General features: G+C 60.8%; 10 protein-coding genes. 4 read left to right on the top strand and 6 right to left on the bottom strand.

The window, feature by feature from the left end:
* Positions 1–100: 100 nt before the first annotated feature.
* Entirely contained in the window at positions 101–1351 is a 1251-nt protein-coding gene (locus tag AC4FIJ_RS00050; protein WP_490334681.1) for a glycosyltransferase family 4 protein, read from the top strand.
* On the opposite strand, the gene AC4FIJ_RS00045 is transcribed toward AC4FIJ_RS00050, so the two are convergent.
* The 4 genes from AC4FIJ_RS00045 to AC4FIJ_RS00030 form a co-directional block, all read right to left on the bottom strand.
* Complete coding sequence (locus tag AC4FIJ_RS00045; RefSeq protein ID WP_490334680.1) at positions 1332–2600, bottom strand: hypothetical protein; 1269 nt, start codon at positions 2598–2600, stop codon at positions 1332–1334. The two genes, AC4FIJ_RS00050 and AC4FIJ_RS00045, sit on opposite strands and share 20 nt — an antisense overlap.
* Entirely contained in the window at positions 2597–3553 is a 957-nt protein-coding gene (locus AC4FIJ_RS00040) for a hypothetical protein (protein WP_490334679.1), read from the bottom strand. Before AC4FIJ_RS00040 ends, AC4FIJ_RS00045 begins: the two co-directional genes overlap by 4 nt.
* A 9-nt stretch (positions 3554–3562) precedes the next feature.
* Positions 3563–4591, bottom strand: a complete 1029-nt coding sequence (locus tag AC4FIJ_RS00035; RefSeq protein ID WP_490334678.1) for a glycosyltransferase family 2 protein — start codon at positions 4589–4591, stop codon at positions 3563–3565.
* Between the two features lie 316 nt (positions 4592–4907).
* The gene (locus AC4FIJ_RS00030) at positions 4908–7094 is read right to left on the bottom strand and encodes a GumC family protein (protein WP_490334677.1); all 2187 of its coding nucleotides are present in this window, start codon (positions 7092–7094) and stop codon (positions 4908–4910) included.
* 456 nt (positions 7095–7550) lie between these two features.
* On the opposite strand from AC4FIJ_RS00030, the gene AC4FIJ_RS00025 reads away from it, so the two are divergent.
* Positions 7551–8021, top strand: a complete 471-nt coding sequence (locus tag AC4FIJ_RS00025; protein WP_490334676.1) for a MarR family winged helix-turn-helix transcriptional regulator — start codon at positions 7551–7553, stop codon at positions 8019–8021.
* A gap of 31 nt (positions 8022–8052) precedes the next feature.
* Here the strand turns inward: AC4FIJ_RS00025 and AC4FIJ_RS00020 are convergent, their stop codons facing one another.
* A complete protein-coding gene (locus AC4FIJ_RS00020) occupies positions 8053–8421 on the bottom strand; it encodes a PilZ domain-containing protein (RefSeq protein WP_490334675.1) in 369 nt (122 codons plus the stop codon).
* A 189-nt stretch (positions 8422–8610) separates the two neighbouring features.
* On the opposite strand from AC4FIJ_RS00020, the gene AC4FIJ_RS00015 reads away from it, so the two are divergent.
* Together AC4FIJ_RS00015 and AC4FIJ_RS00010 are read left to right on the top strand one after the other, a co-directional pair.
* Complete coding sequence (locus tag AC4FIJ_RS00015) at positions 8611–10074, top strand: SLC13 family permease (RefSeq protein WP_490334674.1); 1464 nt, start codon at positions 8611–8613, stop codon at positions 10072–10074.
* 444 nt (positions 10075–10518) lie between these two features.
* Positions 10519–10722, top strand: a complete 204-nt coding sequence (locus AC4FIJ_RS00010; RefSeq protein WP_490334673.1) for a response regulator — start codon at positions 10519–10521, stop codon at positions 10720–10722.
* A 23-nt stretch (positions 10723–10745) separates the two neighbouring features.
* Here AC4FIJ_RS00010 and AC4FIJ_RS00005 read toward each other — a convergent pair.
* Positions 10746–11657, bottom strand: a 912-nt coding sequence (locus tag AC4FIJ_RS00005) for an IS3 family transposase (protein ID WP_490334672.1), incomplete at its 5' end; no start/stop codon positions are given.

Here is an 11657-nt window from a genome sequence, read left to right as displayed (position 1 = left end):
CGATGCAAAATAGATTGCTGACATTGCCCTTGAAATGCGCCACCATCTTTTTCGCTGAATGGGCCACGCCCAGCCGTGTCGTATGGCCGGAGGTACTGCAGTGCAAGATCGGCTACTTCTTCTCGATCCCTTCCAGCGTTTCGTCCAGCGCGGCGCCCCGCCGCAAGGCAGGCTGGCGGCAGAGCGGGCTGACGTGACTTTGCCCGGACGCCGCATGAAAATCCTGATGCTTTCCCATGTCGCCAACAATCCCAATGGGGGCGCATCGCGGATCTATCACATGCTGTCGGACGCGCTGCGCGCGCGCGGACACGAGGTTGCTCTTTACCACGCCGAAGATGCGGGCGTGCAAGGCAAGGGTGTGGGCGACCTTCTCAAGATACGGCTCGTGCTCCCGCGGCTGATCAGCGCCATGGGCGAGAAGAAGAACCCTTCCGATTTCGATGTGATCATGTCCTCGTCCGGCATGGCCGCCCCCCTGTTTGCCCGCTTGCGCAAGAAGGGGGGCAGACGGCCCTTGCTGGTGAACCATCTCCACGGACTTGCCGTGTACGACGACCTGGCCAACCGGGCCGAAGATTGGATCGGCAACTGGTCGACCAGCACGATGTACCGGCTGATTACCGGCCGAATGCAGAGGCGCTGGGACTGGCAGGGTATCGCGACGTCCGATCTTACCGTCGTCCAGAACCGCAAGGACCTCGACTGGGTTGGCGCGCGTATGCCGCCCGGTCACGAGCTGTGCCTGATCCCGGCGGCCATTCATCCCGAATTGCTCGCGGCCAGCATGGAGCAGCATGACACGCCACGCGATCCCGACCAGTTGCTCTGGCTTGCCACGTGGGAGGCGCGCAAGGGTGCAGCCTATGTCCCCCGCGCATTCCGCAAGCTGAGATCGGTCTTTCCGGCGGCCAAACTCGTCGTGGCGGGCGCGAAGCAGCATGCCGACGAAATCGTGGCCGAGTTCGACCCTGCCGATCGCCCGAATGTGAAGGTCATGGGGCGCTATGATCCGGCAGCGCAGGCGACCATGTTGCGTCAAAGCTCGCTGTTCCTGTTTCCCAGCATATCGGAAGGTTTCGGGCTGGCCTTGCCGGAAGCGATGGCATTCGGCGTGGCGGCCATTACGACCAATATGGGATTCGGCGGCGACTGGCTGAGCGATGGCAAGGACGCCCGCGTCGTGGCGCCCAGTGCGGAACATCTGGGTCAGGCGATGATCGACCTTATGCGCGATCCAGAGGGGCGCGAAGCCATGGCCGAGCGTGGCCGATTGCTGGCACGCGAGTTCACGCTGGAACGCATGGTCGAAAACTACGAAACGGAATTTGCTAGGCGGCTAAAGGTCTGACAGGCGGCAGCGGGTCCGCTGCCGGCGCTTCATCGGCCAGCCTCTCCGGAAGCGCGGGTCTGCGCGGTTTCAGATTTGCCGCAAGCAGGGCAGGCAGCAGGACATAGACGGGGACGCTCAATCCCCCGCCGCCAAGATTGTAGTAGAGGAACAACAGCGTAGCGATCCTCGCGCTCGACCCGCCCCCGAACATCGCCGTGACCATCAAGGCTATCAGAAGCAGGGTGGCGACGAAGCCGTATTCATAGGCCATCTTCGACAAAGGCAATGTATCGTCGCCCACATCGCCTATCGGTGCCCGTCCGGCGCCATGACCGACGATCACGCGTTCGGGCTCCTCCACCAGTTGACCCAGCTGCTGCATGGGCCGGACATAGCGGTTATAGGCCGAGGAGCCCGGCATGCTGAATTCCTCGATGCGCCGACCGGTCACCTCGGTCCACCCAAGCGCCCCGGCGACTACGCCCGTAGCGGCAAGCAGAATGGCGGCAGCCAACCAGATCCTGGCGGGGGCACGGACAGCCAAAACAGGTGCCGCAAGCGCCAGAATAAGCAGTCCCGAGCCCGCCAATGACGCGAAGATGGCCGCGACAAAGATGGCCATGAACCAGATCCGCCGAAACATCACCAGTTCGACCACAAGCGCGATGGCGAGGAACTGCGAAACGAAGCTGGCCTCCAGGAAGAAGAACCCGTTCGGCTTGATGTAGGGAGAGCCATAGTCGAATGGCTGAAGATAGTTATATCCCGGAAACAGCAGGCTGGCCGGCACGAGTTCGCGAAGGCTGGGCCAGGCGGCAGGACCCAGCGTGAACTGGACCGCATGTTGCAGGAAGACCAGAGCGGCCACACCCATCATCGTGGCCTGAAAAAACCCGAAGACCCGTTTCAGGGTTTGGGAATCCACCGGTATCTCGATCACGAATGCCGCATAGAGCACGAGCACGAGCATCAGCGCGGGCGCGTCGGCAATCGCCCCGCTGAGCATTTGCGAAACGGCCATGGCCGCCACCATGGCTCCGTACAGCAACAGCCGAACCGGCGAGATCGTCAGTCCCAATCCGAAGACGATCAGGCAAAGGCTGGCAAAATAGATCGGAAGACACAGTTGCACCGACGATCCGGCGAAGGGAACGCCGAAGCCTTGCAGGATGACCAGCGCAACAATGTTGGCCGCACCGAAACCGAACGCCGCATTGCGCGACAGCTGCGCCTGCCGGTCGGTGGTTTCGGGGTGAATCGCGGTCACGGCATTGGAACCGGTAAGTCATGCCACGCAATCCGGGCAAGCCATGCCTCGCAATCCGCCCGTCCATAGCTGATCAGCAGGGCGCCTTCATGCTCGACCATGCCGCCCACAAAATGGATCGCCGGGCGGCCGATAACGAATGGCGGCCCTTTTCGCATGGTTTTGAAATCTCGCGAAATCCAGACGCAGTAGTGCACATAGATCGTGCCGGAAATCAAAGGCTGCACCCGGCGCCTGTGAAAGATGAACAGCCAACCGCCCTTGTGCGGAATGCCTTGGGATGATCCTCCGGTCGTGAAGGATATATCGCTCGCATCGCAGCCGGCACCGTTCACGATGTCATATCCCGCAGCATTATCGGCCGCGCGCAGAATGATCAGCGGATCGATGGAGTAGACGAAGTATAGCTGCCCATCCTTTTCGAACGGAGCCCAGTTCTTCTCCTGCCCGAATCCGAATGGCGAGGGCATGTCCCGCGCGCGCAGCAGGGACAGCGTTTCGTCGAATTCGAACGATTTCATAACCGCCCGCCCGCCCGCATGATGCGTTCCGCTGGCAAACAGCCGGTTTTTGATGACCAGCATCCGGATATCCTCGACGCCCGCGAAGCAGTCCGACATCTCGCTCAGCTCGACATGATTGGCGGGATCATCGCTCCAGCTGATGACGCGGTTGCGGCTTTGCCAATCACTGCCGACAAGGAAATCGCTTTTCAGCGTCCGTTCGTTCCGGAGGCGGTAATTGACGCAGCGGATATTGGCGACGAAGCGATTGCCCAGTCGGGCCAGGGACGGATTCGTCGGAAGAAAGTCCTTAGGCGGGGCGACCAGAGCACCGAGATCGATTTCCTCAACCGGGGTAACGGTACGATAGCGTAGCGGCGCGAGACGCGCCATTTTCTGTACCGATTTCATCATTTCTAAGGGACTGGTCCGTTCGTCATTTACCGGCAAAGCGCCGCATCATAGCTGGCTTTGTAGCGGCAAATTTCGTCTGTACGTGGTCAACCCGGTAATGAAACCGGCACCCCAGGAAAAATGCATGATGGGCGCCGCGATGATCCCCGCCAGCGCGCAGCGGGCCTTCAACTTGTTGTAGATGAGTATCGTCGCAAACCCGACGGCGAGCAGGTAGATCAGCGGCACGATCAGGAACCACGGCGACGACAGCGAAAGCGCCATGCACATCGAGACGACGAGCACCGTGAGAGGGGGGAGCAACTGGCGCAGCCGCAGCCCGTTGCGGTGTTTCATCAGATTGCGCGCACGCCCCGCACCATAGGCGAAATATTGGCACGCCAGAGCCTTGGGCGTCGAGCGGGGGAGGTAGGTGATCGTCGAATCGTTGCTGAACCAGATCTTCCCGCCAGCCGCGCACAGGCGCACGTCGAATTCGGCATCCTCGTTGGTGGCGAAACTCTCGTCATATCCGCCGATGGTCGCGAAATAGTGCCGGTCGAACAGCGCATGGTGACCATGATCGACAAAGCGCGAATCCCCGCCCACGCGGTGAATGGCGCCGCCCGTGCCGATAATGCTGTTCGATACCATTCCAACCGCGCGCTGAAAGCACGTCTGTCCTTCGGCCTTCAGGCGCGTGACGACGCTTTGCGCGCCCGATGAAACAGCCGCATTTAAAAGCTTTTCGACGAAATCCTCGGGATAGACGGAATGCGCGTCGGCCCTGATGAAATAGCGCGTGTCCGGATCGAGTTGCGACACGGCCAGATTGATGCCGGAGGATTGCAGGCGATTGGCATTATGGATCAGCCGAACCCGGTCATCCCTGTCGGCATAGTCGCGAACGATGGCGCAGGTGGCGTCCGAGCTTCCACCGTCGACGACGATGATTTCCTTGCAATAGCCCAGCGACTGACGGGCAAGCGCATCAAGGGTTGCCTCGATGTGATCCTCCTCGTTCAGTGTCGGGATGATGATCGCAACCAGTGCGGTTTCGGCATCGGTGGCGAAGTCGAATGCAAGATTACCCATAAGCACCCCGCATCACGGAAGAGATCGCCCGCCGCCCGATGACGAAAGCCGCCGGCACCGAAATGCCGGTAGCGTCCGGTCCGGAAAATCTGGCGAATCTCAATGCCACGTCACACGACCTCCAGTTCAGTGTCAGAACAACCGCAAGCGTATCGGGGCTAATTCTTGCGCACGCTAAAACATTTACAAAGCATGCATTTAGGCAATGCTTGTCATGCAATACGCGATACGTCGAAAATCTCTTTGAATGCCCCAGAACTCGAATAATACCGTCAAATTAACCTGATGTTCAATTCATATTGCAGTGCAGCAATCGTCAATCCGAAAAATAATCGTCATACTTTCCGTAATCCTGCCCCATAGCGGCCTTTGCGGCCTTGCCGGCCTTTCGGAAGGTCAGGATGGCGCCAAGGTTTGTGATGCCATCCGCTTCCAGCCGCGCGACCGCTGCGCGAGCGGTTGCCGCGGGCGTCGAATCCGCATCGATTGAGAAGATGGTCCCGTCGGCGAGAGCCGCCACGGTGCGTGCGTCTGCGACTGCCAGCAATGGCGGCGTATCCAGAAGCACCATGTCGAATTGGCCACGCAGTCTTGCCAAGAGCTGGGCCATCGCCGCGCTCCCAAGGATATCGCGCCCGACATTGTCCGCCTCGGAAGCCGGGAGGACATCGAGGCCCGATGCGGTATCGGTCAGGATCGCCTCATTCAGCGACACCCGTCCGTGAATGACATCGCTGAGCGAATGGGGCGAGCTGAGACCGAGATCGCTGGAAAGAGACCGCCGCCTCAGGTCGCAATCGATGACCAGAACTTCATCGCCCGATAGCGCGGCAATCCTGCCGAGGCTGATCGCCAAAGTCGTCTTGCCTTCGCCGGGCACGGCCGAAGTAATGGCATAGACGCCGGTCTTGCCTCTGACATCGGCGCGGATCGCCCGACGTATCTGCCGCAGCGATTCCGCATATTTCGACGTGGGGCGGGCTATCACATAGTCCCATACATTCTCGCCCGAACCGGCCTTGCGCCGCTGCTTTGCCGTCACGGGGGGCAGGACACCGCCGCAGCCGATTCCCACACGCTTTGCCACGTCGTCCGGCGACAGGATCGTTTGCCCCGACATCTCGCGAAAGCCGACCACACCGGCGCCAAGCAGCCCTCCGACGAGCGCGCCCAGAATGGCGAACAGCGGTCGGTTCGGAAAGCTGGGATCGTCCGGGGCGACAGCCTTTTGCACGATCACGCCTGCCGGAATGGCCCCCTGCTGCAACTGGCGCGCATATTGGGCCGCCTGGGTCAGCTCCTGATAGGCTTCCCGCTGGGCCAAGGCTTCGCGTTCCAGCCCCTCCGCAGCCACGGACTGCCGCGCATCGCTGGCCTGCCTTGCGCGCAATTCGTTCAGCTTGCTTCGCAGGCTGGCCGCGCTCGCTGCCGTCGATCGTGCGTTGGCCGCGAGATTGTTCTCGATGCGGGTCGCCTCGGCCCGCAACTGGGCATCGATATCAGCCAGTTGCTGGTTCGCCTCGATCATGGCGGGATGGTTGGGACCGTATTTGGTCACGATCTCGCCGCGCTCGCGCATGATGTCGGCGCGCTGACGCTGCAACTCGGTCACGACGTCCGAGCGCATGTTTTCCGAAAGCGCCTCGATACCGCCGCGCGCGATTTCGCGCTGCGCCGAGGAGAGCCGCGCCGCCGCCTCGGCGGCCTGCGCCTCTGCCGTTGCCAGCTGCATCGAGATCGGGGCGATCTGCTGCTGGGTTATCGTGCCCGCGCTGTCGTCCGAGACGATGCCGCGCGAGGCACGATACTCGGCCGCGGCGCGCTCCGCACTGTCGAGATTGGAACGGACCTCGGAAATCTGGTCCTCGATATTTTCCAGCTGCTCGCTGCCCGTGGTTTCGTTGCTGCTGTGCCGCAGGTCGAGGTAGGATTGGGCGATGGCATTGGCGAGGCTGGCCGCCAGGTCGGGGTCGGGCAGGGTTGCGGATATGCCGACCAGATAGCTCTGCCCCTCGCGCTCGACATCGATCGCATCGCCCACCGCCCGGATGGCGGCATTACGGAATCCGGCTTCATCGAGCGGAGCATCGGCCTTGACGATTTCCGCTACCCTGTCGGATCCGACGCTGTCTATTGCAGCGCCGAGTACGGAGCGCGAGCGAATGAGATTGACCTCGGTCTCGATCAGGGCTTGATCCGGTGGTCGATCCGGATTGTTCGCGATTTGCGCGGTGCTGCCGGGATTGGGCTCGATGCGCAGCTTCGCCTCGGCAGAATAGCGCGCGGGAAGAACGAAGCTTGCCAGGATGACCAGCAGCGTGACCGCGACGAGGATTGCCGCAAACAGCATCCAGCGGTGGCGAAGCGCCCGCGCAAAGTCGCCCAGCGAAAGCGACGAACGTTCCGGATGTTGGCGGGATTGGGTTCCGATCCAGCCTGTGAGAAGGCTTTTCGGACTACGGTGCGGAAGCACGATAGACTGTGCGACAGTTCCATCGTTCATGTACCGGCCCCGATCGTTGGCTGGTCGTCAAAAATCGCCAGCACGCATTGCTAATAACCATATGTTTACCAAGTCCTTCGCCAACGCAGCAAGAGAAATTGCGGCGCAGTCGGGCGGCACGGCCTCATCCCATGTGGTTAGTTAGGTGATGCCAATCGCGGAGGTCATTCATCTCTGTCGGGTCGCTTTTTCAATCTGGATAGGACGTTTGATCGACTGAAAATCGATTGTGCAAGGCCGAACGGACGCACCGCGGATCCAGCACCTGAGATCTTGTATAACTTCATGAAATTCAGCGATAAATATCGAAGGCTCGCGAATCGAAGGGTTGCGCTATCGTTGCGTTCGTGTCTTAGCTTGCGTGGTCCCGCGGCGGCGCAGGCACGATGTCTGTAGCGGTCACGCGATCTCCAGATCGAAAATTCCGATTGTTGGTAGTATAAATTGATTTCTGCGATGACGAATGAAGCACATGGAAAGCAGGCTGCGGACCGCGCCGTCCGAGAAGAGGAGCAATTTTTCGAAAGTTCGCTCGCTTTCAATTTGCGACGCAGCTTTAACAAGATCGTCGATAATATCGATGCAGCGTTATCGGACTGTGCGTTGAGTTCCCATCAATTTGGCGTTCTCACTACAATTTATTTCGGTCGCGCCTCGACGCCCAGTGAAGTTGCCAGGCTGCGCTTCCAGAATGGCGCTGCCATTACCTATACGCTTGATCGGCTAGAGCAGCGTGGCTTGCTCCGCCGGTCCCGCTCAACCGCCGACAAACGCGTCATCACGCTTGTCCTTACCGAGGAGGGACGAGAGGTTACCCGGCAATGCATGAACAAGGCACTTGCAGCACAGGATCGCATGGCGGCGGGGCTTCGGCCCGATGAACAGGCGATGTTGCTTTCGCTGCTCCGTCGCATTTGCGAGGAATAGCGAGATTTTCTCGTCGCAGAGAATATGCTTCTTACGGGTTCTCCCCGAAATGTCGGTCGTTTCGCGGAAGGCGAGGTAGGGCTCTTCCAAATCGGTCGGTGGGCACGATTGGCTCGCCTTTGGCTGGGTCATAGCCCAGAAAACGAACGACCGCTTCATGCAAGGGCTGATCGAAACGCAGGCCGGCATTCCTTTCGTCATGCCAGACCACCAGGCCCGACATGCGAATACTGCCATCCTTCAGGTGAACGCGGTCACCTTTGATGATCCGGTTCAACGGCATTTCGATCAGGCAGCCCGAGAGCGACACGTTGTAAAGAACGGCCGTGAACGTCCGGCCGTCGACGCGGCATTCGACTTGTCGATCCGAATTAAATCTTTCATGCCCCCGACGAGACATCGCAAAATCCTGTTCTGCTGCGCTTCCGTCTCTATCAGATGCTGGTTAAGGACAGGTTCCCAACACCTGCTGGCTGATTGGGATGGCCGAGAGGTACTTGTCGGCAGGTTCGCCTGATCGTTACTTTGTAAGAATAGAAGATGGCGTTGACGGGGGGGGGCAATTTCGGAGCAACAACGGTCCCGGCCATTGATCTGGCTTTTGCGTGCGTCCGGTCCTGTCGCCGCCATTGTGGTCTGGATCCTGCTGGCGAATGCGCAGGATCTGGATGAACAGGCCCGCATTGTCGCTGCCGTGGGCACGATGATGGCGATCTGGTGGATGACAGAAGCCATTCCGCTCGCGGCGACATCATTGCTTCCGATTGCCTTGTTTCCCACCCTTGCGGGCCTGCCGGTTGCAGAGGTGACGGCACCTTATGCCAATCCCATCGTGTTCCTTTTCCTTGGCGGGTTTCTGCTGGCGATCGGCCTCGAAAAATGGAACGTGCATCGACGTTTCGCGCTTGTGGTGATGCGCGTGATCGGTACCGGGCCACGCAGCATCATATTGGGCATGATGCTGGCGACTGGGTTCCTGTCGATGTGGGTGTCGAATACCGCCACCACATTGATGATGCTGCCGATCGGCGTTTCCCTCATATCGCTTGTCACGGACGGCCTTGGTGAAAACGAGGAAAAGTCCACCCATGTCGAGCAATTCGGCGTCTGCATGATGCTGGCGATCGCGTGGTCGGCCAGCATGGGAGGGCTGGGGACGCTGCTCGGCAGCCCGCCCAATGCGATCATCGCGGCCTACGCCCTGACCGAGCTGGGCATCAGGATCGGCTTTCTCGACTGGATGGTGATCGGCCTGCCGACGGCTTTCGCATTCATCCTGATCGGCTGGTTCCTGATGACGCGGGTGTTGTATCCGTTTCGGCTGGATGGGCTGAGCGATGGTCACGATACGCTGGACCGCGAAATCGCCGCACTCGGACCCGTTCGCAGGGGAGAGAAGATGTCGCTTGGCGCCTTTGCCGCTGCGGCGTTCTTCTGGATCGTACCCGGTCTTGCCGCAGGCATTATCGCGATGCCGCCATGGCTGGCGGCGATCGACGATGCCGTGATAGCAATCGCGGCGGCCTTGTCCCTTTTCCTTTTGCCCGCGAACGCAGACGGGGACGCGGTGCTGGACTGGAAGGATGCGGAGGAAAGCCTTCCCTGGGGCGTCCTTCTGCTGTTCGGGGGAGGATTGAGCCTGGCGTCGGCAGTGTCGGCGACCGGTCTCGACGGCTGGATGGGATCTTTCGTCGGCGATATGGCTACGCTTCCCGTCGTCCTGCTGATCGCCGCAATCGTTGCCCTGGTCATCTTCCTCACCGAAGTCACCAGCAATACGGCGACCGCTGCGACCTTCATCCCCATTCTAGGTGCAGTCGCGATAGCGATGGACATGGATCCGATGTCTTTGCTTGTCCCCGCAGCCCTGGCGGCCACATGTGCCTTCATGCTTCCGGTGGGGACGCCGCCCAATGCAATCGTGTTCAGCACGGGAAGGGTGGGCATCGAGCAGATGGCGCGGGGCGGGGTGGTGTTGAACCTTGTCGGCGTGGTTCTCATCACGCTTGCATGCTATCTTCTGGGAGATGCCGCCATGGGTCTGCGATACTGACCTGTTTCAAGTGTAGCGAGCGGGTCACTGCCTTCATCGCGCGATACGCCCGGGCAGCCGAGGGACATTCGCGGTCCCATCAAGGCGAATTGGATCTCGCAGGCTCACGGGTAGTGCGGGCCTCATACCGGCCGCCGTACGGCCAGATTACATGGGCTTGCGTCAATAGCGCGGCCGGCGTGGATCAAGAGGAGCAGTTGCGTTCGCCCCGCCCCCAGATTCGCATACGATCGAGTAAATCCGCATCCTCATTCGCCACGGCCATCTTGACGCAGGTGCCTAGATTGATGGAAGGTTCAGCGGTGCAGCAGATCGAACGGGGCCTAAGGGCGATCTGGCGCCGCTCTCAGGGAAAACCCTGATGTGCCAGAGGCGCACCATGCACGATGATGACACGATGAATTCAGCCGCAAGACCAGGGATCGTCATCCGGGGGGCAGTGACATGAGCAGTCCTATTCGCCGAATAGTATTGGCCGACGATCACGAAGCCATTCGCCTTGGTGTCCGCTCGGCGCTCTCCGTTCATCCGGACTGGCGCGTGGTGGGAGAGGCTTCCAACGGGCGCGACGCGCTGGAACTGATCCGGACGCTGCAGCCCGATATCGCCGTTCTCGACTATTCGCTGCCGATGATGAACGGGCTGTGACGTGCTCCCCTGATTGTTACCATTCAGAGGTAGAGTCTCGGTCCTTCATGATTGATGTTTGATGGGATGGCAACGTGTCTGGGGGCATGCCCCCAGACACGTTCGCCGGCGATCTCGGCGGGGGTCTTCCCGCCCAGTTTCGAGTGTGGCCTGACCGTGTTGTAGTCGTGCCGCCAGGCGGCCAGCACGAACCGGGCATGGGCCAGCGAGGTGAACAGCGTCTCGTTGAGGCATTCGTCCCGCAGGCGGCCGTTGAAGCTCTCGACGAAGCCGTTCTGCATCGGCTTGCCCGGTGCGATGTAATGCCACTCGACCCGCCGCTCCTGCGACCAGCGCAGGATGGCCGACGAGGTCAGTTCGGTGCCATTATCGCTGACCACCGTGTGTGGCTTGCCACGCACCCCGATCAGGCTGGTCAGTTCCCGGGCCACCCGTGCACCGGAGAGCGACGTATCAGCCACCAGCGCCAGACACTCCCGCGAGAAGTCGTCGACCACGCACAGGATGCGGAAGCGCCGACCGCAGATCAGGCTGTCGGAGACGAAGTCGAGCGACCACCGCTGGTTCGGTCCATCGGGCAGCACCATTGGCCTGCGCGTGCCCAGTGCCCGTTTGCGACCACCGCGGCGGCGCACCCGCAACCCTTCCTCGCGGTAGATGCGCAGCAGCTTCTTGTGGTTGGGCGTCATGCCTTCCCGCGCCAGCAGGTAGCCCAGGCGGCGATAACCGAACCGACGACGTTCTGCCGCCAGCTCGCGCAACCGTTGCCTCAGCGCCTCGTCATCCGGCCTCGTCGGCTCGTAACGGATCACCCTGCGGCTCACACCGACCAGACTGCACGCCCGACGCTCGCTCAGCCCGTGCTGCTCACGGGCATGGACGACGGCTTCCCGCTTCGCGCCGGGCGTTACCATTTTTTTGATGCCAGATCCTTC

Source organism: Croceicoccus sp., assembly GCF_983967925.1.
The sequence above is the reverse complement of the archived record's forward strand: the minus strand, read 5'-3'. Positions and strand labels throughout refer to the sequence as shown.

Bases quoted from the DNA above. Each gene is read 5' to 3' on its own strand.
- AC4FIJ_RS00035 (WP_490334678.1), bottom strand. From the start codon at position 4,591: ATGGGTAATCTTGCATTCGACTTCGCCACCGATGCCGAAACCGCACTG.
- AC4FIJ_RS00030 (WP_490334677.1), bottom strand. From the start codon at position 7,094: ATGAACGATGGAACTGTCGCACAGTCTATCGTGCTTCCGCACCGTAGT.
- AC4FIJ_RS00025 (WP_490334676.1), top strand. From the start codon at position 7,551: ATGACGAATGAAGCACATGGAAAGCAGGCTGCGGACCGCGCCGTCCGA.
- AC4FIJ_RS00020 (WP_490334675.1), bottom strand. From the start codon at position 8,421: ATGTCTCGTCGGGGGCATGAAAGATTTAATTCGGATCGACAAGTCGAA.
- AC4FIJ_RS00010 (WP_490334673.1), top strand. From the start codon at position 10,519: ATGAGCAGTCCTATTCGCCGAATAGTATTGGCCGACGATCACGAAGCC.